Raw genomic sequence first — 23,734 nt, 5'->3', positions numbered from 1 at the left:
TCCTAAAAAAAAAATTTGTTAGGCTTGGTGTAAGTTTTTTAGAAAGAGGATCCAAAGTTGGATCATTCGAGAATTTATAATTCAAATGGAAGACGTAGCATTATCCGTAATCAAGCTTCTGAAGCTATAGAAATACCTTCAGTTTGTAAAAATCTCAAGCCACTTCGGTTGAAGTATAATCAGGTTTGTGAGTTGCTTAATGTCACCAGAGATTGCTTACGCAAAATTATAGAAAATGATGTTACTTTTCCAAGATTTATGAAAGATGGTACATCTCGTCAATCGGCGGTCTATTTTGATACAGAAGAAATAGAAGAGTGGTATAGAAATTACAAAGCAAAATGTAGAGGTGAACGATAATCCGATTTTTTATGACCATCTAATTTATATTAGATGATGAATTGATCCATAGCGGACACACAATGTGTCGGTAAGCAATTAGGCGCTATGTAAAAAAACCACTTAAATGTGGTTTTTTAATATTTAGGGTCATTACAAATTGCTGAGAAAGTTTTTCTCGAATACATTATTCGCATTCACGACTATCTTTTTGATAGGCTGATTTGATAACAGAGCTATAGCGATCAGATTGTTAGCCATTCTGCTAGCGACTTTTGTATGTTTAGTATCCTCAGAAATCTATTGTGGGCTTATGCACTTTTTAGGCTTAATCATAATATTTTCGGATAAATTTTTTATAAACTTAGATTTATGAAAGAGATTTATTTAAGAATTATTTTCCAAGATCAAAAATATATTTAGATAAAAATTGTATCATTCATATCGATGTATTTATCCATATCATTTAATAGCCCTTATTTTGAAATTATTTTTAACCCTTCAATCTCATTCTTTTTGAAGTGAGATAATGAATTTTTCAATCATTTTGCGTTCTAACTCTGGTAAGTCTTGTAAAGCATTTGTAATAGGATCAATCCCTGTGGTACTCATTTTTTCACAGCGTCCCAAAATGTAATCTGCCGATACATTAAGTATGACAATAAGCTTATAAAAGTTTTCCAGCGATGGCTTTCGTGAGCCTGCTTCGAAGTGTGCGATTGATGTCACAGGTATTCCTGTTTTTTCAGCTAACTCTTGCTGAGTTAACTTTCGTATCTTTCGGGCTTCTTTCAATCGAATTTTAAAATTATTCGAGTTTAATTCAAATGTCATTACTACCGCCAAATGGACAATAAAAACATGGCGATATAGCCATATTTTTATATAAATGTAGAAACAGTTTAGAGATTAACTAAAGAAACGTGAAGCCTCTAAATCATCACATGATAAAAAATTAAACTAGCAAAAGGTAAAACGATCATGATGGATTATTCCGCGAGTTGTATTGTGACATTGATGCATCCGAGTATCAGACACTAGTATTCGGCAACTTAATAATCGTAATGTATCTAAAATAGTGGCGACAAAAATCATCCTGAATCCGGCGTTACAGCTACAATATAACCCTGATTATTGTCCTCAACTGGGTGTAAATAATTATTAGAATACACATTTTGGAGTACCTTATTTAAATGATAATTACCACACGATACATGATGGATTACAGATGGGAAAAAAATAATTTCTCTGTTGTTTGCAATAAATTGGTTAAAGCTTTTGATGAGATATCGGGTTTTCAACCATATCATTTATAATTTACATTGGAACGCATCTCATAAAATTATTAAAACCACCTTTTAGTCGATGTTTTTCGTCCTCAGTTTATGCTTGAACGTCTGAAGTCGTTCAGTTTAAAAATCAGTATGATATAGATTTTTTTTGAGAAGGCTTTTCTATCTATGACAAATTGATGTTAATTGTTGGCAAATATCTTGAATTCTATATTTGCAATTTTCGATGATCTCATAATCAACTCCTATGGATTCCATTTTAGTTAATAAGCCTTTGTATAAGTCAAGCTGTTCAGTAAACGTGTATTTTATTTGATCCTCGGTTATAGAAGTATTTTGTAAAATATAGTTTGTAATTTCTCTCCAATTAGAATCGTCATTTTCCCATCTAGTACATCTAGAGATTCCATCTGGATGCATCCATGTAGGAGTGAAATCGTAGAGAGGAGTTAATTGAATACAACCATTATTGAGTCGTTGAAATGCAGTATTTCGTGTATGGTTATCTTTGTTTCCTAAAGCAATATTTGCAAAATCTCTTTTAATGTATTCGATGATATCAAGTTCAGGATGACTGCAATATTTCATAATTAATTGGCAAACTTCATTATGGGTCATTGCCACTCCAAAGCCAGCTTTTCCACCAAATGAGGCTAAACTTTCTTGAGCTATTCTTTCAACACAATTATTATCTACCTTTCTATCAAAACGTGGAATGAACAATGTTTTTCCATGTAGCTCTAACTTTTTAAATACATTCAGGCCAAGATATTCTGCTAATTGCATATACAGTGGTTCATGCATTAAAATTTTATTGAGACGTTCATCTCTACCACGGCTGAACTTAACCAACCAGTGTTGTTTTGCCTTGTAATCTGGTAGTGTGTGATCAAGATAAAATAGGTCATCATAACTCTGCGTCAATAACAGTTTTGGCCATTCACCTTGGACACCAGTAGATCCATTAATAAATAAACCTAAAGAAGTTAAATATTCTAGAAATTGTTCACCACGTTGGATGATTTCTTCTAATGAAAATCCTATTATTGGTTGAGGTGAGTATTGAGATAGAAGCCATTCGTGTGCCTCTTTAACCCTTAAATTTCCAATGCAGTTACTAGCTCCTGTCCTAAGTAAAGACCAATCTGCTAGCTCTTGTGCATATTCAGAGTGACTAAGCTTTTTTAATAACTCTCTTCGACCGTACCCTTGTGGTAATAAATCCATAAGAAAAGCTGGCCATGTGGTTTCAAGATTACTATTTATAGTTACAGGATAATAATTTGAAAGAGCATGATTATCTTTCAAATTAATGTAATCAATTGCATAATCAAATAAATAGTATGTTGCAGTTTTAGCCAACCAACCTTTAGTTTCTAGATCTCTGAGTTCAACAGTTGCACAGTCAATCCACTCATTATTTAAAAATACTTGAATGGTACAAAAATTATCCATATATATGATTAAATAAAAAAATTAGGGATGTAATTAAGTAGTTTATTATTTTTAATAAAAAACTAGTCTCTGGAATTAAGAGTTTCTAAGCCAACAAATCTTGTAAATTTGCAATTTTATTTTACCATAATATGTAATATGTACATAAAATTTATGGATAATCAGTATTATTAGACTGTGCTGTGCTGTGCTGTGCTATTAAGAAAACCCCATTAAGTGGTTTTTTTAATTATTGGATTCAAAGATTTCAGTTAGTTTGATCACTCGATATTGGAATAATAAATTTATCGATTATTTTGCTTTCAGCATCAGGTAGGTTTTGTAATGTATATGTTATTTGGTGGACCCCTGAATTAATCAGATCGTTATTTCTCATTGAAATGTAATGACCATATAAGTTCAATATGACAAGTAGCTTATAGAAGCTTTCAAGCGAAGGTCTCATCAGCATTTTTCAAAATGACCAATAGAGGTTATAGACATCCACGTTTATTCAACTAACTTTTGCTAAGTTAGTTTTTTTGACTTCCAACTTATTTTTTAATCGAATTTTGAAGAATGTTTGAGTCTAACGTAGTTTATATTAAATGCTAAGTAGACAATAAAAACTTGACGATATAGACATATTTTTATATAAGTATAAGTACAGTTTAGGGATTAACGAAACGACGTTAAGCCTCTAAATCATCATCTGATAAATAATTAAATTAACAAAAGGCCAAACGATTATGATGGATTATTCTGCGAATAGTATCTTGACATCGATGCATCCAAGCATTCGGCAATTGAATATTCGTAATGTGTCCAAAATTGTAGCGTCTAAAATTATTATGGATACAGCATTACAGCTACAATATAACCCATATTTTTGTAGACGGCTTGGCGTATCCACTTCTCTCAATACACATATTGGTTTAGCTTACTTTATTGATGATCGTTATTTTGACCACTACGGCTTACAGCGAGAAAATTTAATTAACTTTTCTGAAGTGTATGAAAAATTAGTACAAGATTTTTATGAATATTCAGGTTATCAGCTGGATCAGTTGTGAGTTGGCTATAACGGCATACATAAAATAAGCAAAATCAAATTGCAATAGCGGTGTACTGCTAAAGCTTTAGCATTGTTTTGAGATACTAGCTCGATTTTAAAAGAGTTACTCAAACTGCTGTTTGTATTGCTAGATTGAAATTTAAATTCTAATCGCTCCATAAGTTTTCCCTGAGTAATTTCAGGTGATATTGCTACATTCCAATATTTATTTGGAAATAGTGAATAAATCCCTCTCAAAAATATATTCGCTTGTCTTATATCAGACATATTAAAAATTAGTCCCGCATGTGAAACACTTGCTTTTTTTTCAAATATATCTATAGCAGCCAATAGATTTGCATCATCATAATGATACTTATTGAGCTGTTTAAAGAAATATTCTAATAGTCGTTTTTCCTCTTGCGTTTCAATATGTGGAAGTATGCGTTGTGATTTATTCGTATCAATAATGAAACGTGCGCAGTTTTTACGATTTTTGAGTTGCTTGAGCTTGAGTAAATTTTGCTGCCATCGCATGATTGGCTCAATCGGAAAATCATACTTTTGAGAAAGAAGCTCAGGTGTATATGACTGATCTAATGCTTTGAGTATTTTTAAGATCAGTGCAGACGAATATTCTGATCGAGCAGTACCATAGATGCACTCATCAGTAGGTTTTTGCTGAATTTCTTTTTTATTGATTGGCATACTTGAATGTTTATCTATGCCTAATAGTATTAAATGAGTCGCTTGAAGAATTTGAGTGTCAAAACTGCTGAGATGAAGCTCTTTTGTGTGTTTCAACGGCGTTATTAAAGTTGGGCAGATTTTTTGAATAATTTGGGTAGAAAGCATTGGGTCAAATTGACGTAATTGAAAACCTGCCATCACATAGCTGATATGGATATAGCTTCGGAAGGTCTCGGTTGGTTCAATATGACCGAGCAGGTGCGCAATTAAATACCAGCTGTCTTGTGGTGCTTTAGAGCGCAATAGATGATTCCTAATGCGATTGTAATGATCGTTTGAATAATCTGTGAAAATAGAAACAAATTCGTAGTTCAAGTTTAATATCAAAGCGAGATTATTCGCTGCTGTATGTCTGAGACTATGAAAAGAATAACGATGTTCCGGCAATAATGTATCTAGTATTCGTTGAAAAGGGAGTGTCACCAAATGTGGTTTTAGACGATCTGTTCCATTCCATGTCGTAAACAAATATTGATTTGGCATATAAGCACGTCGCCGTGCTTGACAGTAATACTGAAATTTAAGATGCTCTTCTTGAGTGAGTAGAATTTGAATGTTGAGATTGCGTTCAGCACTATCCGTTTTAAGTAAGTGTTGTTGATGCTTGGCACGATATGGGCGAATCCAAATCGAACTGGCATGAACGCCTTCCACGTCTTTTATTCGAAGTCCAAGAATTTCATTAATCCGCGTTCCCGTACGATATGCTAATGTATATACGATACTGAGCATTTCTAGGTCATGTACTGTATAACTTGGGCTTTTGTAGTATTCAAGTCGCGCAAGCATCTGTTGGAATATTTTTGCAGAGATGATTTCAGCTTTCGGGGAGCTTAAGTGTTTACCTTCATGTGCGAGTGGGAACGGTTCAGCATCAAATAAGACATGTTGGAATTGATGAAATCGTTTTATGAGATCAAATTTTTGAGATTTAGATTTATCTACGTTGCTTAACATACGGATATAGATCGCTTCCAAATGATCGTTAAGGTTAGGTTCTTCTATAAAGTCATTGCTGTGGAGTAACCAAGTCTCTGCGAGTTTTGTGTAATAGCTATAAATTGAAGAATATCTAATTTTTTGTTGTTGCGAGATATGGAGCAAATATTTCGCTGAATCCAACTGATAGAGTTGAGCGATAGAGTGAATATCTTCTACAGCAGGATGAAACAAGCTATACAGCCAAAGAGCTAACCGTTTGCTATTTTCAGGCAGGCTGTTATGTTGGGTGTGTAGAAAGTTATATATGTCTGTAGAGGTCTTATAGCTGTTTTTGAAGAATCTCAAAATCTGTTTATGCAAAGCAGTAAGTGTCTCAAGAGTATCTTCAGTGTGTAATCGTTCCTCTTTTGCCGTGGAATTAATATTTTTGAACAGTGGCTCTTTAGTTTGTTCAGAATGGCAGGGTATTAGCTGGGGTGAAAGATAGCGTTTAAATGCACTAGGGCTTAAGCCACAAGTTTCTATGTCTTCAGTTAAACACAGGGCAAGCGCAGGGCTTAAATTGACATTGTCTAATTGCATTAATGAATGACTGGAAGCCTCTAAGAGTTGATTAAATTGCTTTAGATTGAAAGGTATTTCTAATGCATTAAAAATGAAACGGATATAAGCGCAGCAATCAAATTGGATATCGATAGTCTTTGCTTTAAATCTAAGGATCCACAGTTGAGTCAATCGATCAGGTACAAAATTTCGTGATTTCTTGAGGGGATGCTTAGGATCATACAAGTCACCATAGTGTGGCGATTGAGGTTCAAGGAAAATGATTGGTAGTTGTAGAGCCTGAATATGATAGATCGGGTTATCTAACTTAAGGTGTTCAAGTAAATTATTTAAGCTCGCTTGATGTGAAAGTCCGCCGTACAGGATTGCACTGATAAGAAGATTGCCAATAATTTCATCATCTGAAAAATGTTCTGTAGTATGCCAATAACGCCAAATCCGCTCTTTTATATACGTAATGTATTTTGAATTCTCTAACCAATATTCATTAAAAAGCAAAGGATTACGTTGAATAGAAACTAGATGCTGTGTAGGGAGTGGTAAGTCTGTATTATTGGCACGGTTGTATTGAATAATATGTTTGCGAAAGTGCTGATAAAATACCTTTTTTAAAGAAAAACTGAATTTATGTTGATCCAAATGCTCAGTCACTTGGTGATAAAGATCGGGAATGCTCTGAGATTGTTGTGCCAACTGTAGTTTTTCAGGTGATAGAAACTCATCAATGATCAATTGAACCTGTAAGCGCTCTTTGCGGATTTTTTTATCTCTATTTTTTGCACGCCGTTCATGTGCATAGTTTTTTTCTTTAAGCATCTTCATACATCCCATCAATTTGGTAAGCGTGTTGCATATCGTTGAGGTCGTTGGCGAGTTCTTTATACTGTTGAAGTGAAAAACTTGAGAATTTTTGCCCCATTTCTTGCTGATTTTGCTCATGCCCAAATAAAGCTAGAATTAAATTTTCATCTGCTTTTTCTGTGAGATACGCTCGTACAGTATGACGTAACCAATTGGGCTGCTTGAGCTGCATGATATTGGTGAATTGATCGATAATATGAGGACTAAGTGCTTGCCATTGTCCTTGTTGGTAAACGCTAAGCAGTGGTTTTTTACTGTTTAAAATTTCTTGAAGATGAGACTTATGCTCTGGATATAGTTGTTGAAACTGCTTTAAGTAGGCTATGAATTTGCGGATTTCCTTCACTACAAAATCGCACAGTGGAATTAAACGGCCATCATCCGTTCTTGAATGAATTTCTTTATCTGAAACCCAAAGCCATTGTTGATTTAGATCAAAATTTTTTAAGAAGCCAGGAAACTCGCTAACAGGTCGAGCAGCACTGAACAATAATAAAATGTGCCACAACCAAATGTTGTAGTGATTGAACATCTCCAACATTTTCCCTTGATGTTGAGCTTGAATGATTTGGTAGTGTAGATATGCAAATATTGCGGTCACTATCTGTGGCTTGGGTGCTTTGCAACTCCCAAACCGTAGTTGCTCATCATGAGTAAAATGAACTTGTTGTGCTAAATCATGAGAAAGCTGTTTTACAGTTGTTTGATAACATTTCTGTAAGCGGTATATAGGGTATGAACAATAAGAAATAGAAACAGATCGATTAGCATCAATGCCTGTCAGGATGTCGGCAAGTTGTTGGTTTTTAGTATGCTGGTAAATCCAGTGATGTAATAAAACACTTATTTTTTTAGTTGATAGTGAAGGAATAAACAGTTCTTCACGGCATCTTTTTAAAGCATGTGCGACCTGTTCTTGTTTTATTATGGGAGGTTTTCTTAGACCTTCTACTAGCTCTTTGACTAACGGTAAGTCGAAGTAGGTCACTTGATTGAGTAACTGATCTTTATAGCCAAAATTAGCATCTTCAAATAACGTAAATTTGGAGCGTAAAAAATATTGTTCGTTTTCTAAAATCAGTTTTTGTCGTTTATTGAGCGCATAGCGTTGTTTGATCTGCAGATTAAGCCATTGTTCAATCGGAACCCCGCTGAGAAAACTCAGGAGGATAAACAGATAGGCTTTATTTTTATTTGGGTTGTTTAAATAATGTTGGTAGCAATGTTGTACCAGTAGGCTCAAACTGTTGAAATCTGGGTAATGTTTGCTACACGTAAAATCATGCTGTTGCCGAATGATGTGTTGTTGAGTGAGTTGGCTGATTTTATGTTGTAAGAAACTTGATTGAGTTGCTAGAGGGAATATTTGAGCAGTATCTACAGCATATTGAGAATCAGGTTGCTCATCTTGGGATTTTTCGTAGAAGAGGGCAGGATCTTCCTTTTGTGGCATGTCTTGTGGATGACATAAAATTGCGCCGTGTTCATCGAGATAATGGGGTTCATTAACATGTTTGATTGAGGGTGAATTATTCTTTTTGGGCTTGAGTGCTAATACATAATCATAAAAACGCCGTAGATCTAGCAGTAATAAATATTGAAAACGAGTGAGTTGGGGATTCGTTTCTAAGCGACGTAAATATTGTACAAATTCATATAGTCCTATTTCATCTTCAGGCAGCTGTTGCCATAGCCATAGGTACTGACGCTGAGATTTACTGAGCGGTTTTTCCTGTTGTGATGCGTCATAAGCTTCATTTGCTAACCTAAATCGATCAAGAACTTTAATAATTGTTGTTTGATGGTCTTTGTTACCCTTATTCTGGATAGATTTAAGAATACATGCAGCATGTAAATTGTGGATCGCCCATTGCTGTATTACAGAATGCTGTAAGTGCTGTTTTACTGAATAAAGATAAGCGCAAATTGGATGTTGAGAAACGCTAGGCGGTGAGAGTAAGCACAGTTGAATGTGATCATATTCTGTGGTGATCTCTGGATTTAATAATTGTTTTAGCTCAAGAATATAGACTTTGCCTTTTAAATATTGGCTTAGTATCTCAGCATAATGTTCATGGATAAATTCTTGCTGTAATAATTGATGAATGATGCTTTTAGTTTCCATGTTGAGCGCTCCAAAACAGTTCTGCACTTGGTTGAGGGTGTTGGAGTGCTACACACTTTTGCTTGAGTTGCTGCACTTTAATTGAATATGCATTGTTGATTTGTTTTTGTTGATATAAGAGCTGATTACGGCTACAGCCGATTAGTTTTGAGAGTAAATCGAGTGAAAATTCAGAGCGCGGTTTATCGGTGTGAGTAGAATTAAAGTCATAAATGGCATGCTTTGAAAGTGATGTGTTAAATGCATTTAGTACGTTATTTGGATTGATCTGCTTAATATCAAATTTAAGTTCAGTGATTAGTGTGAATAAGCGTGTACTCAGTTGATATTCAAGACTAGGTAAATCGATGTCGGTCTGCAAAATATAGCATCCGCTAATAGGTAAATTTTGTATTTGGATCGCATATAGAAGCAGAAAGTTGTCTAGAAAAAAGAGCTGATTGTTTGTAGCTATGGTCGGATAAGCGAGCTTGGTTTTTGTATCAAAGAATGAAGGCAGTTTTGCCGCCTTTAATATTTGAACGTAGCAAAGATAAATTTTGCTTAAAGGCGGATAAGGGATGGGAATAGTTTGATATGAGTCAAACTTTACTTTTGTGTATTTCTTAAAATTTAAAACTCTAGATTTCATAATCATGCTCCTTGTTACTATTATTTAAGGAAAGGCATGTGAAAAAAATATTTTTAAACAGAAGGTCAATAAAATGGTTATAAATGTGGGTGGTTTTTGTTGAATTTGAGATTTAAAAAATTAGCATATACAGTGCTAAGAGAGCTAAATCTAAATATAAGCTATTGATTTTATGTTTTTGAATGTGGATGGTTTTATTCTATTTTGTATTTAGATACTTTATGGATACTGTATCATTCATATTTGTTGTTTGGGATTTTTTTATGACAAAGCATTGGATCGGGTATCATAATTTTGATAATACAAAGATAAATTATCGCTCTTTGCCTGAATCCATTTTATATACGAGGGCCAAGGGAAATCCACAAGCTGGAGATATGATGTGGGTTATTGAGGGAACAGGAAATAAACCTCCGAAGTTATTTCGCTTAGTCGATTGTTTTATCGTTGAAAAAGTGGATGATGTGATCCCAGTACAATATAAAGGTATGAAAAAAAGAGTAGTTTCAAGAAAGAGTTTAATGTTGCCAAAACTACCGATTAGTATTGAAGATTTAAGTGACAAAAAGCTCTTACAGCCTTTAATACAGTACTTGAACACGTCACCTAGTATGACAGGTGCTACGAATAAATTACCTGCACTAGAAGCTTTGTTGAACTTAGCTAAAGAACAACTATAGAAATTAAAACAGATTTGGGCTTCTGCATAGTCACCCTAAATAAAACCACAGCCCATCAATTTGAGTGTCATGGTCAATTTGTACATCGATAAATTGGCTATGTTTCATATTTTGTGTATCACGTTCGTGATGTGAAAAAAATGCACCTTGTAAAGCATCGCAGTGAAAACAGCCATTAGATACATAGGCTTCACCACGGGTTTTACTAAAACGTTTTTTTAGCAAGCCATACTGATATGAATTGATTAGACTGGGGTGATTTAGAATCTCACAATGAGAATGTGAAAGTCTTTCGATATTTAAGCTGTGTATTTTAGTATATCCTTTGGCATGTGGAATAAAGTAATTAATCTCCACAATGGTGTTGGTTTGCTTTTTACATTTCCAACACTGATTGCTGTTCATTGAGATCTGTATAGATCGCTTTGCATTGGGTTTTAAGGAATACTGAACGGAACCAGTCATCAGTGCTTTGAAAAAATCTATAAATTCAATTTCCACTAAATCGGAGTCGTCCCAATTGTGGAATACACCACTAGCCATCAATTGATAATTTTCTTTGTTCAGCCAAATTGAAAAAACAGGTAAGTCATAGCTTTGATAATCTAAGACATCCCATTTATTTTTTTGAGTGGTTCGCATAAACCAGACGGCTCGAATCCCTGATTGTTTGTATTTTTCCTGACGGCGCTTGGTTTCTTCAATGCTTTGAAGTGACCATTGAATTTCAATTACAATTTTGGCGTTATTCTTCTGGGCATAAATATCAGCAATCCAAGTTTCACCAGAAGGTGTTTGACCACGAAACTCAGGCGTTACTGTCCATCCATTCTCATGTAAGTATTTTAAGATGAGATATTTACAGAACTGATGTTCACGACTTTCACCAGAGCTAAAACCACAACTGCTTGAGGGATGATGTGCAAAATATTGTGTGCCTAATTTACTCTTTTTAGGAATGGCACGAGTCTGACAGCAAGGCATATACATGCTGAGATTTTTATATTTATCTTTGAGTCTATCCCACTGCTCATCATTGAGCATAAAACTATAAATTTCTTTATTTTCTATAATGCTTAAAAAACCCATAAGTACTACGAATTAATAGTCTTTTGTACAGTCTATCTCTAGCAAATTGCGTTGTAAATCAGGCACAATCAACAGTATAAATTTCAAGTTTTTATACTTTCGGGCAAGTGGTTTTTTATTCAATGATAAATAATAATTTTTCTCAAGTAGCAGCCTTTATTTGGTCGGTAGCTGACCTTCTACGTGGTGACTTTAAACAATCGCAATATGGGCGTGTGATATTACCATTTACCTTATTACGCCGTTTGGAGTGTGTACTAGAGGCAAGCAAGGCAAATGTATTGGCAGCCAATGAAAAAGTAAAACAAATGCCACTGCCTGAGGAAGCCAAAGAAAAGATGCTGCTTAAAGCCACCAATGGCTTATCGTTCTGTAATACCTCAGAACTGGATTTAGGTAGCCTTGGGCAAAAGGACATTCGTGCCAACCTGATGAACTACATTCAGCACTTTTCTAAAGATGCCCGTGAGATTTTTGAGCATTTTAAGTTTGATGAATTTGTCGGCTTATTGGATGATGCCAACCTACTGTATAAAGTGGTACAGAAGTTTGCTGCAACGGACTTAAGTTATAGCGCCGTATCCAATCACGAAATGGGCTTGGTGTTTGAAGAGCTGATCCGCCGTTTTGCGGAAAGCTCAAATGAAACCGCAGGTGAACACTTTACCCCACGTGACATTGTGCGCCTGACCACAGGTATTGTGTTTGGAAAAGATGATGATGCCTTAAATAAAGAGGGCATTATCCGCACGGTATATGACCCGACAGCGGGTACGGGTGGTTTCCTATCATCAGGCACTGAATATGTGCGTGAACATAACCCAGATGCGGTGATTCGTGTCTATGGTCAGGAGTTAAATCCTGAATCCTATGCCATTTGTAAAGCCGATATGCTGATTAAAGGTCAGGACGTAAAAAACATCAAACTTGGCAATACCTTATCCAATGACCAATTGGCGCATGACAAGTTTGATTACATGCTATCGAATCCGCCATTTGGGGTGGATTGGAAAAAAATTGAAGACGATATTAAGTCTGAGCATGAGCAAAAAGGCTTTAAGGGTCGTTTTGGTGCAGGCTTGCCCCGTGTATCTGATGGCTCATTACTGTTCTTAATGCACTTGATGAGCAAGATGCGAGAGCCAAATGCCGAGAATCAACAAGGTAGCCGTATTGGTATTATCCTGAATGGCTCACCACTCTTTACAGGCAGTGCAGGCAGTGGTGAGAGTGAAATCCGTCGTTATATCTTAGAAGCTGACTTGTTAGAGGCGATTATCGCCTTACCAACAGATATGTTCTATAACACAGGTATTGCCACATACGTTTGGGTACTCAGCAATAAAAAAGACGCCGAGCGCAAAGGCAAAGTACAGCTTATAGATGGTAGTAACCTGTATAGCAAAATGCGTAAGTCACTTGGCTCTAAACGTAATGAAATGAGCGAAGAAGATATTGCCCTCATTACACGCACCTATGGCAATTTTGAGGTGATGGATGCTCGTGAGCTGGATAAACCTGCCGAGGTAAAATCGAATCGTGGTCGTCAATCTGCAAGCCCTAAAACTGAAACGGCTAAAACATTCTCAAGCAAGATTTTTAATAGCTATGAGTTTGGCTACCGCCGTGTGACTATTGAGCGTCCGTTACGTTTATCGGCTCAGGTGAATGATGAGCGTATTGCGACTTTACGTTTTGCACCGAAGCCATTTAATGCCGTGATGCAAAAGCTTTATGACGATTATGGCAATACATGGACAGCAGACAGCTATGGTCAATTGGCTGAGTATGAAGCTGAGATTCGTGCGCTGATTAAAGCCGAATTTAGCGAACTGAAAGAAAAAGACATTAAGACCGTACTTGAGCCAAAGCTTTGGTTAGAGCAACGCACCTTATTAAATAAAGCCCAAGCCTTACAAGCCAAAATAGGTACAGCGCAGTTTGATGACTTTAATGCCTTTGATGATGTATTCAAACAAGCCTTAAAAGATACCAACATCAAACTTGAAACTAAAGAGAAAAAGCAATTTATTGATGCGATTACATGGAAAAATGCCGATGCTGAACCTGTCATCAATAAAGTAGTGAAAGGTGCTGAAAATCCGCTTTATGGTCAGTTTAGCTATAAGGGCAAAGTGGTTGAGTTCGTACAAGATGGTGATTTACGTGATGCGGAAAACATTGCCTTAAATCCAAATGTCAGCACTACCGATTTAATTGAGTCTTATTTTAAGCGTGAGGTCGGGCCGCATGTGCCTGATGCGTGGATCAATGCTGATAAGCGTGATGCACAAGATGGTGAAATTGGCATAGTAGGGTATGAGATTCCATTTAACCGTCATTTTTATGTGTATGAACCGCCACGTGATTTAAGTGAGATTGATGCGGATTTGGATGCGGTAAGCCGTGAAATTATGGCACTTCTACAAGAGGTGCATTCTTAATGGCAAAGTATGATTTAAGATCCGAATTTATTTCTACCAATGTAGAAGGTATCCAATCAATCCCAAAAGAATGGCACATCAAGCAAGTCAGATATTTGTTAAAAGATGGAGCTGAGGGGATAAAAATAGGACCATTTGGTAGTGCTCTGAAACTTGAAGATATGGTTGATGATGGATTTTCTGTGTATGGACAAGAGAATGTAATCAAAAAAGATTTTTCTTTGGGTAAAAGGAAAATTTCTGAAACTAAATTTCAGGAGATGTCAGTTTACCGAATTTTTCCACAAGATATTCTGATCACAATGATGGGTACAAGTGGTAAATGTGAAATCGTACCCTCAGATATTAACGATGGGATTATTGATTCACATTTATTAAGAGTCCGAGTTAAAGAAAATCAAATCCTGCCTGAATTCTTTAAATTACTCATAGATAAGTCGCCAGAAATTTCTTACCAAATTCAAGTTTTTGGTAAGGGGTCAATTATGCATGGTTTGAATTCAGGAATTGTTAAGAGCTTGAATTTACCCCTTCCTTCAATTGAAGAACAAAAGCTTATTCTAAATTTCCTCGACCATGAAACCGCAAAAATTGATAGCCTGATTGCCAAACAAGAAAAGCTGATTGAACTGCTTAAAGAAAAGCGTCAAGCGGTGATTAGCCATGCTGTGACCAAAGGTTTAAATCCTGATGTAAACATGAAAGATTCAGGTGTGGAATGGTTAGGGCAAGTGCCTGAGCATTGGGAAATTCTTAAATTTGATTACGCTATAAATACTGTTAGTGACATCGATCATTACATGCCAAATTCTGTAGATGAAGGAATCCCTTATGTAATGACAGGAGATTTACAAGACGTTGTTAGTGAGATTGACTTTGAAAGCTGTAAAAAAGTTGCCTATTCAGATTATCAAAAGCTATCTAGAAAAATTAAAACAACTAAAGATGACATTATTTTTGCTCGATATGCAACCATTGGAACTTTGTCGTATGTAGATATAGATAAAGAGTTTTTAGTTTCATACTCATGTGTAACTATTAAATCCAATCCATTAAGAACAACGGGTAAATATTTATCTTATTATTTAAAGTCCCAAGCTTTCTTACAAGCAATTCAACAGCAGATTAATTCAAATACTCAAGGGAATGTAGGTGTTGATAGTCTAAGAAACGTCAAAATTATTCTACCATTGTTATCTGAGCAAGATGCAATCATTGACTTTTTAAAAGTTGAATTGAGCAAAATGGATAATCTGATTGATAAAGCTCAATCAGCCATTCAACTGATGCAAGAACGCCGTACAGCGCTTATTTCCTCTGCGGTGACAGGCAAAATTGACGTCACAAATTGGCAAAACCCCAACCATAACAACAATCAGGCGAATACGGAGCTTGGCGCATGAGAAAGGATGCAACTTTAGAAACGGAATTCCAACAAGACATCATTCGCCAAATGCAGTCGCACGGTTGGCAACTTGGCTCAGGTACAGGCTATAACCGTGAAAAAGCTCTGTATACCCAAGACCTCTTGGACTTTGTACAAAACACCCAAGACAAGGATTGGCAAAAGTTTAAAAGCATTTTCCCCAATGACACCGAACGCCATTTTCTAGATACCGTTGAAGCGCAACTGAAAAAAGCCGATATCAATGCGACGGATGTACAATCTCGTAGCTATGGCACATTGGGTGTATTACGTCATGGGATTCGTACCCGCGGCGTACGTTTTTCATTTTGTCAGTTTAAACCTGAACATGGTTTAAACCCTGAACTAAATGAACGCTATAAACAAAACATTTGCCGTGTTGTGCCTGAACTGGTCTATAGCCCATACGCGAATAAAGCCGAATTACAAGCAACAGGTAAACAAGCCAAAAAATGGCGTATAGACCTTGTGCTGTTTATCAATGGTTTCCCTGTGACAACCATGGAACTCAAGTCAGAGTTTAAACAAGCTGTGCAAAATGCCATGACACAGTACAGAAAAACTCGCTTGCCGAAAGACCCTGAAACCAACAAGCCTGAACCCTTGCTGATGTTTAAACGGGGTGCATTGGTACACTTTGCTGTCAGTCAGTATGAAGTCTATATGGCGACGCATTTAAATGGTGATAGCACCTACTTCTTGCCATTTAACAAAGGTACATCGGCGCAAGGTGCAGGTAATGATGTGCCCGAAAATCCAAATGAATATGCCACAGGATATTTATGGAATGAAGTTTTAACTCCTGATAGCTTGCTGAATATTGTCGGTAACTTTATCCATCTGCAAATTGATGAAAAGGAAGATTGGGAAGGACGTAAATACAAAAAAGAAAGTTTGATCTTCCCACGTTACCATCAGTGGAAAGTCGTAACCAAATTGGTTGAGGATTCACTCAAAGAAGGCACAGGCGAAAAATACCTGATTCAGCACAGCGCAGGTTCAGGTAAATCCAATTCGATTGCATGGACAGCACATCAGCTTTCAAGTTTGCACGATGCAGACAACAAGAAGATGTTTGATTCTGTGATTGTGGTGACAGACCGAACTGTGTTGGATGCACAGCTACAAGACACCATCTATCAATTTGAACATGCCGACGGCGTCGTCGCTCGGATTAACAATAAAGAAGGCGATGGCTCTAAATCTGAGAAATTGGCAAAAGCCTTAGAAATGGCGCAACCGATTATTATTGTGACCATTCAGACCTTCCCATTTGTACTTAGTGCGATTGAAAATAGTACCAGTCTGAAAGAACGTAAATACGCCGTGATTGCCGATGAAGCGCATTCATCACAAAGCGGTTCGACTGCACGTCAGCTCAAAGAAACCTTGATGATTGAAGAACGTGAGGAAGATGACAATCTTTCCTCAGAAGACGTGCTAGATGCAGTGATAGCATCACGTAAAGGCAGTCAGAACCTAAGTTTCTATGCCTTTACTGCAACGCCTAAGGATAAAACCTTACAGCTGTTTGGTCGTTTGCCTGACCCAACAATGCCACCGTCTAAAACGAATATTCCTGTGGCATACCATGTCTATTCAATGCGCCAAGCAATTGAGGAAGGCTTTATTTTAGATGTACTGAAAAACTACACCAACTATAAAGTGATTTATAAGCTTAAACAGAAGATTGAAGAAAAAGACGATACCGTTGATGCGAAGAAAGCTAAGATTAAGCTGAATCAGTGGGTGCGCCTACATGATCATAATATTTCGCAAAAAGTGCATATCATTATTGAGCATTTTAAAAAGAATATTATGGGCTTACTGAATAACCAAGCCAAAGCGATGGTGGTAACCAGTTCACGTAAAGAAGCCGTGCGCTATAAACAAGCCTTTGATAAATACATTGCGGAACAGAATTATGAAAATATTCAGGCAATGGTGGCATTCTCAGGTGAAGTTGAATTTAACGACAATGACGCCAATTGCGGTCATTTAATTGGGCAGAAGTTCACTGAAAGCAATATGAATCCAAACTTGAAAGGTCGTGAAATGCGTAAGGCATTCGATAGGGATGACTTTCAGGTGATGATTGTGGCGAATAAGTTCCAAACAGGCTTTGACCAACCGAAACTCTGTGCCATGTACGTGGATAAGAAATTGGGTGGGGTGGAGTGCGTACAGACACTCTCTCGCTTAAACCGTACTTATCCAACCAAAGCGCAAACGGGTACATTTGTGTTGGACTTCTTTAATGAGCCACAAGACATTTTAGATGCCTTCCAACCGTATTACCAAACCGCAGAATTGGCAGATGTGTCTAATCCTGACCAAGTGTATGACCTGTTTGAAAAGCTCAAATCAGCAGGGATTTTCCTATGGACTGAGATAGAGCAATTTAGCACGGCGTTCTATAGCAAGAATAAATCTAATGCAGCACTTTCCAATATCTGCAAACTTGCAATGCAACGCTGGCAGCAGCGCTATACCGAAGCAGTGAATGATTATGATGTCACTAAGAATCGTTTAGAACGTAGTAAGCAAACTGGTGACGCCGTATTGATTGCCAATGCAGAAAATGAATTTTCAGAGGCGAAAAAAGCTCGTGATAGCTTAGAAATCTTTAAAAAGGATTTAGGTAGCTTTACACGTTTCTATGAATTCATGTCTCAGATCGTGGAATATGATGATAAAGACCTAGAAAAGCTGAGTTTATTTGCACGAAACTTACGTCCTTTACTTCGTGAACAAGTGGCAGATGAAGATGAAATTGACCTAAGCAATGTTGCAATGAGTCATTACCGTTTGTCTAAAATACGTCAACAGGATATTCAGCTTAAGGCTAATAGTACAGAACATAAGCTTGAACCAGCCAATGATATGGGTACTGCGAAGGCGAAGGATAAGAAGGAGGATTTCTTGTCGCAAATTTTGCGCCGTGTGAATGATTTATTTGTGACGGATAACTTAACGGATCAAGACATGATTAATTATGCCTATACCGTTGCAGATAAGATGGCTGAAAACACACGGATGATGACGCAGATTTACAACAATCCACGTGAGCAAGCGATGCTAGGTGAGTTTGATACTGCACTTGATGATGCAGTGTTAGATAGTAATGCAGCGCACATGGAGCAAATGACACAGCTGATGAGTGATCCTGCCAAAATGAAGCAGTTTGCTCATATTATTTATGATGTGTTAGTCAATAGAGATCATTAATAGTAAGCTCAAAGTTAAATTTTAAATGGTCATTTTGCAGACTTATCAATTCTGAAATAATTTAGGGGGTGTTATGGCATATTTCTTGGGGTTTTTATATCTAGCGGCATATATAGTGATTTACTTGTCATTATTATTGCTACCTTATTATGTTGCTTATTCTATTATTGAACCTCATAGCTTTTTGGGAGTAGTGGGTGTATTTATTTTAGGTTCTGTCATTGTACCTTTAACTTTAGGGTTGGCATTTTTAGTATTTGGAAGTTTTTTTGTTGCTTTTGATAAATTTAAAGAAAAAATAGCTCAAAAACCTCAATCGCAACCTTTGTCTCCATACCGTAATGAAAGCTTATCTAGTAATGACAGTTCACCGTTAGATGAAACGATTAATCCAAAAAAAGAAAACTCAAAGAATGTTTTTCTTTTTTCAATGCTGGGTTTGGGGGCACTAGGCGTAATACTAATTTTTGTTCTTAATGAGGCTAAAAATACAGAAGGGACTCCTTATTATGAAACAATGCCTGCTGATGAGTCTACAGAGAATTCTTCAACATCTTATCATTATAGCGATACAACTGATGGCAAAATTGAAGAGACTTATTTACCAGATAGTAATATTCAAGATAATTATAATTATATGATTTATGCCGTCGATGAATTTTTAAAGATAATGTCTGAGTCGGGTATTTCTGGAGTGGCAAGAGGTGTTCGTGATTGTTATGTAAATACAGAAATCGATAATCTTTACTGTGTCTATTTAGATAATACTGCAAGGCTTGTGGATTCTACCGTTTCTAAAGACATGGGTTTTATTCGGAATGAATATTTGAGTGATGATAGAGTTTTATCTCGAAATTACAAATATTATTATATCCCTACGAATACAAGTCATTTGGCATCTGATCACCAAAAAATAATTGAAACTCAATTGATAAGCCTGTTAAGTAAAAAGGTACAAGAAAGACGTTATAAATCTGAAACTAATAGTGGCATATCAACAGAAAATTCAGCCTCATATTCTCATAATAATTCTTATGATTCTCGTTTAGGTGTTGAGATGAGTCAGAATTTTAATAAAAATACCAGTAATGCACCTGAACAGCTAGAGTCTGAATCGGTTGCAAATGGTGGTGATACTGGGGCAGAAGAGAACAATGAATTAGAGGTTGGTTATGAATAAGTTTTTTTTGGCAATAATACTATGTGGTATTTCGTCTGTTCAAGCATCTGAATGGGAATATTTGGGTGAAACTAATGAATTTAGATATGAGTTAGATAGACAAAGTATTAGAAAAGTGCCGATAAGTTATTCTACTATATCGAGTAATGTAACTCAGTTTTGGATCAAGAAAGTTGTTATTAACGATATTTCGCAAGACGGGCTCGGAGTGGGGGATCATACGAAAACTATGTTACATGTAAATTGTAGTGCGGATTTACTTGGTTTGAAAACTGAGATTAAATACAAAAGCAATAGAGTGATTGATAGCTATACAGATTCGTATGTGAAAATGGAACCTATAATTCCCGATACGATTGGTTCAAGTTTTGCAAAAATTATATGTGGTCGTTGAAATGTGATATAAAACGAATATGTAGATACGCTCGAGATCGAAAAATTCTAAAATGCTTTGGTAGTGCTGATGAATAAATGCACAATATTGTTGTGGATTGTCTGATTATTTATCCAGACTAACGATTTGATGAAACTTTGCCGGAAAATTTAAAAGATAATTCAATTTATCAATTCACCAAATTTTATAAGTTTCCATTGAAGTTACCTACAATATAGTTTCCTGTTTTGAGTAGTATTAATAAATGTTTGCAGTTACTACAGTTGCAGAATAACTACGGTTAATAAATTCATTATTTATAACTTTATTACAATATTTTGGATGTACTACTGTTTATAGCAATGCATTATATGGGAGAGGGTTCTAGCAAGCATTTCACTACGACACTATTCGTGTTGATGAAGTATATATAAGATACACCATTGTAAAAGAGCATACTAAAGTCGATAATTGTTATTATAATGATATTGGTTCCTCTTTTACCAAGAAGTTGTGTATTGTCGAAATTATATAAACGATCGATTTAGTAGGGGAGTTCTATGGTGAAAAAAGTTTGATTGATTAAAAAGTAAACATTTAAACTATGTATCCTAGCTTGTATCCCATAATTTTTTGAAATTAATTAGTATAATAAAAACAATAGCGTAGGTGTTAGTTATTATCCGTCTGGGCCCACCAAATAAAACGACCACTTACGCGCATTAATCGTAAGTGGTTTTTTATTTTTTAAATTTTGGTACGCAAATGGTAACAGCTTAAAACATCAATTATTTATAGTGACCTTTAGGGAATAAAGAGTTCAAAGATAGAATATCCTGATTTAATCAATTTTAATGATTGTTCTACAATCTTGTTCAAAAGCCGATTTTTCCTAAGCTATTTAAATTTAATAGATAATTTGGATATGGGTTACACTCAATTTAGTAAATCTTTGAATAAGTGTATGAAATCTATTCATTTGGATTTAGACAATGATTGCAGTCTAAAAAATTCGGTCAATCAAGACACATGCTTAATTTTTTTCAACACTTAGAACTTCAAAAAATCTGTATTTTAGTAGAGTATTTAACCTCAACCAAAAGCCAACAGGTAACACGTAATATAGCGGGCTTTCCAGCCTTTGTAGCCATTGCCGATCGTGTCCAATCGGATCACGATATGGCACCCTTGAAGCAAGTCAGGATTATCCAAAATCAATAGATAAAGTTTTGCATTTTTCAGGGAAAGGTCGTGATATTAAGGATTTCGAGTTATTTCTTCATCAGGCTAGTTCAGCTCAGATTAGAAATTTACTTTTGATCACTGGTGATAAGCTTAAAGAGCATAGTGATGGGGATGATCAATTTGAACGTACCCGATACTTAGAATCGATTAATGCAGTGATGTCCGCAAAGAATTATGGTGGCTTTAATATAGGTGTTGCATTTAATCCCTTTAAATATACTGAGGCTGAGCATTATGCTCAATATTTAAAATTACATAAAAAAGTTAAAGCCGGCGCAGATTTTATTATTACCCAATTAGGGTATGACATGGATGCCTTAAAAGAGATAAAGTCTTTTCTAAAACATTACCATTACAAACAAAAAATACTGGCTTACGTTATGCCACTGAGCTTGGCACGGGCCAATTTTATAGTCAAAAATAAAGTCGCTGGTATTGTGATTACACCTTATATGTTGAGAGTGTTGGCTCAGGAAAAACAGAATGGATTGGCTGAAAATGCGTATAAGCGGTGTGCCATACAAATATTGATGTGTAAGCTTTTAGGTTTTAATGGTGTTCATCTTTCAGCATGTGAAAAGTCAGAAGAACAGAAGATTCTTCAAAATTATATTGAGCAATATCAAGATGATGATTTTGACGAACTAGAAGCACGGTGGAAATCTCTTTGGCAGATTAAGACTGGAAATGAGTTTGTTCCAGAATTGACTTATGATGCACGCAACCGACATTAGGTCAGCTGATTAAATATCATCATTTGCATGTCATGCATAAAGCCCTTTTTGAGTCCAAAATCTCTAAAGGTGTAGGTTTATTTTTTAAATCGTCCTTTTGGGATAATGAGCTAGCATCAAAAACTTTGTTAAAAACCGAATTTACCTCTAAACATATGGTTGTGGGCTGCGAAAATTGTGGTCAATGTAGATTGGCTGATACTTTTATATTTGCCCTGAAACATGTCCTAAAGGACTTGCAAATGGTCCTTGCGGTGGCACCACATTAGATCGATGTGAGTTTGGAGATCGTGAATGCATTCACTCTGTAAAAGCCCGATTAGCCAAAGCCGTAGGACAAACTGACGTTTTAAAAGATACCCTGATTGCAACCGTACCCGTTGAAGTGCGTGGAACCAGTTCTTGGAAAAATTGGTTTTTGGGAAAAGTTTAAGTCTTTTCAATTTCTTGTATGGTTTGATTTATAGTATTGAAATGCAATTATTAATTAGCGTTATATAGGGGCTTAAATTAAATTATCCTATAAATCTAAAAGCCAAAATTTAATCTATTTTCCTATATATCCATATTTACTGATTCTTAAATTCTCATGATGACTCTATAATTTATTTATTACATAGATGTAAAACGAGAATTAAGGATGAGCATAACGCCCATTAAGTCAGGCACTGGCAATTTAGCTAATGTGATTTATCAACAAATAAAGGATGATATTTTTAGCTTTAAGCTCAAACCTGGACAACGTTTTACTGAAACGGACCTTTCTGAAAAGTATGAGGTCAGCCGTACCCCAACACGGCAAGCACTGTATCGTCTTGAACAGGAAGGCTATGTGAATGTGCATTTCCGCAGTGGTTGGGAAATTAAGCCTTTAGATTTTACCTTTTATCAGGAGCTCTTTGATTTACGTATGATCTTGGAAAAAGAGGCTGTTAAACGTTTATGCGTAATGGATCATGAGCAATCTGAAGAATTACAGAATTTAAAGCGATTATGGCTTGTAGACGAACAGGACTATAACCAGAACACCCAAGCATTGGTGCTGCAAAGTGAAGATTTTCATTGTGCCTTGGTTAGAGCTGCAGGAAATCGTCAAATCGCCAAGATTCATCATGAAATCAGTGAAAAAATCCGAATTGTGCTCAGTCTAGGCGCCATGCGTGAATTCGATATCCAGCATGCTTATCAAGATCATGCTGCAATACTTAGATGTATTTTAGCTCGTGATGCTGATGGGGCGATCCATTTAGCAGAACATCATGTCTTACATAGTATTGAGGACGTGAAGAAAATTACTCTTAAAATATTTTCGACTGTTTAGGATAAATTATTAAAAAAAATAG

The 23,734-nt window shown here is 36.0% G+C and carries 15 protein-coding genes and 1 pseudogene; 10 read left to right on the top strand and 6 right to left on the bottom strand.

Annotated features, from left to right (window positions below):
* Positions 1-57 precede the first annotated feature (57 nt).
* Positions 58-360 (top strand): hypothetical protein, encoded by a 303-nt coding sequence (locus CL42_RS16690; RefSeq protein ID WP_228133259.1) that lies wholly within the window; start codon positions 58-60, stop codon positions 358-360.
* 486 nt (positions 361-846) lie between these two features.
* On the opposite strand, the gene CL42_RS10450 is transcribed toward CL42_RS16690, so the two are convergent.
* Both CL42_RS10450 and CL42_RS10445 read right to left on the bottom strand, forming a co-directional pair.
* Positions 847-1,173, bottom strand: a complete 327-nt coding sequence (locus CL42_RS10450; protein WP_035267969.1) for a helix-turn-helix domain-containing protein — start codon at positions 1,171-1,173, stop codon at positions 847-849.
* A gap of 620 nt (positions 1,174-1,793) precedes the next feature.
* On the bottom strand, positions 1,794-3,086 hold the full coding sequence (locus CL42_RS10445; RefSeq protein ID WP_035267967.1) for a type II toxin-antitoxin system HipA family toxin: 1,293 nt from the start codon (positions 3,084-3,086) through the stop codon (positions 1,794-1,796).
* 728 nt (positions 3,087-3,814) lie between these two features.
* Between CL42_RS10445 and CL42_RS10440 the strand changes: the two genes are divergently transcribed.
* On the top strand, positions 3,815-4,138 hold the full coding sequence (locus tag CL42_RS10440; protein WP_051586587.1) for a hypothetical protein: 324 nt from the start codon (positions 3,815-3,817) through the stop codon (positions 4,136-4,138).
* Between the two features lie 5 nt (positions 4,139-4,143).
* Here CL42_RS10440 and CL42_RS10435 read toward each other — a convergent pair whose 3' ends face one another.
* From CL42_RS10435 to CL42_RS17535, 3 genes are read right to left on the bottom strand one after another with little or no spacing between them, the layout of a single operon-like run.
* The gene (locus CL42_RS10435) at positions 4,144-7,191 is read right to left on the bottom strand and encodes a tyrosine-type recombinase/integrase (protein ID WP_035267980.1); all 3,048 of its coding nucleotides are present in this window, start codon (positions 7,189-7,191) and stop codon (positions 4,144-4,146) included.
* The gene (locus tag CL42_RS10430) at positions 7,184-9,361 is read right to left on the bottom strand and encodes a hypothetical protein (RefSeq protein ID WP_035267965.1); all 2,178 of its coding nucleotides are present in this window, start codon (positions 9,359-9,361) and stop codon (positions 7,184-7,186) included. The genes CL42_RS10435 and CL42_RS10430 overlap by 8 nt, the downstream gene beginning before the upstream one ends.
* Positions 9,351-9,722 carry a hypothetical protein gene (locus CL42_RS17535; protein ID WP_228133258.1) on the bottom strand — a complete coding sequence of 124 codons (372 nt, stop codon included), beginning with the start codon at positions 9,720-9,722 and terminating at the stop codon, positions 9,351-9,353. Before CL42_RS17535 ends, CL42_RS10430 begins: the two co-directional genes overlap by 11 nt.
* A gap of 533 nt (positions 9,723-10,255) precedes the next feature.
* On the opposite strand from CL42_RS17535, the gene CL42_RS10420 reads away from it, so the two are divergent.
* The gene (locus CL42_RS10420; RefSeq protein ID WP_155756978.1) at positions 10,256-10,672 is read left to right on the top strand and encodes a hypothetical protein; all 417 of its coding nucleotides are present in this window, start codon (positions 10,256-10,258) and stop codon (positions 10,670-10,672) included.
* Positions 10,673-10,702: 30 nt separating this feature from the next.
* Here CL42_RS10420 and CL42_RS10415 read toward each other — a convergent pair whose 3' ends face one another.
* Complete coding sequence (locus tag CL42_RS10415) at positions 10,703-11,761, bottom strand: competence protein CoiA (protein ID WP_035267957.1); 1,059 nt, start codon at positions 11,759-11,761, stop codon at positions 10,703-10,705.
* A 122-nt stretch (positions 11,762-11,883) separates the two neighbouring features.
* On the opposite strand from CL42_RS10415, the gene CL42_RS10410 reads away from it, so the two are divergent.
* The 7 genes and pseudogenes from CL42_RS10410 to CL42_RS10380 all read left to right on the top strand — a co-directional run bounded on the left by CL42_RS10410 (position 11,884) and on the right by CL42_RS10380 (position 23,712).
* Positions 11,884-14,205, top strand: a complete 2,322-nt coding sequence (locus CL42_RS10410) for a type I restriction-modification system subunit M (RefSeq protein ID WP_035267956.1) — start codon at positions 11,884-11,886, stop codon at positions 14,203-14,205.
* Positions 14,205-15,608 carry a restriction endonuclease subunit S gene (locus CL42_RS10405; protein ID WP_051586586.1) on the top strand — a complete coding sequence of 468 codons (1,404 nt, stop codon included), beginning with the start codon at positions 14,205-14,207 and terminating at the stop codon, positions 15,606-15,608. Before CL42_RS10410 ends, CL42_RS10405 begins: the two co-directional genes overlap by 1 nt.
* Positions 15,605-18,859 (top strand): type I restriction endonuclease subunit R, encoded by a 3,255-nt coding sequence (locus CL42_RS10400; protein ID WP_035267955.1) that lies wholly within the window; start codon positions 15,605-15,607, stop codon positions 18,857-18,859. The genes CL42_RS10405 and CL42_RS10400 overlap by 4 nt, the downstream gene beginning before the upstream one ends.
* 73 nt (positions 18,860-18,932) lie before the next feature.
* Entirely contained in the window at positions 18,933-20,039 is a 1,107-nt protein-coding gene (locus CL42_RS17410) for a hypothetical protein (RefSeq protein WP_212771597.1), read from the top strand.
* Entirely contained in the window at positions 20,032-20,433 is a 402-nt protein-coding gene (locus CL42_RS10390; protein WP_035267954.1) for a hypothetical protein, read from the top strand. Before CL42_RS17410 ends, CL42_RS10390 begins: the two co-directional genes overlap by 8 nt.
* A gap of 1,008 nt (positions 20,434-21,441) precedes the next feature.
* Positions 21,442-22,824, top strand: a pseudogene (locus tag CL42_RS10385) (methylenetetrahydrofolate reductase C-terminal domain-containing protein).
* Positions 22,825-23,031: 207 nt separating this feature from the next.
* The gene (locus CL42_RS10380) at positions 23,032-23,712 is read left to right on the top strand and encodes a GntR family transcriptional regulator (RefSeq protein ID WP_035267952.1); all 681 of its coding nucleotides are present in this window, start codon (positions 23,032-23,034) and stop codon (positions 23,710-23,712) included.
* The last annotated feature ends 22 nt before the right edge of the window (positions 23,713-23,734 follow it).

It is taken from the genome of Acinetobacter sp. Ver3, from assembly GCF_000632455.1.
Classification (GTDB): Bacteria; Pseudomonadota; Gammaproteobacteria; order Pseudomonadales; family Moraxellaceae; genus Acinetobacter.
The sequence above is the reverse complement of the archived record's forward strand: the minus strand, read 5'-3'. Positions and strand labels throughout refer to the sequence as shown.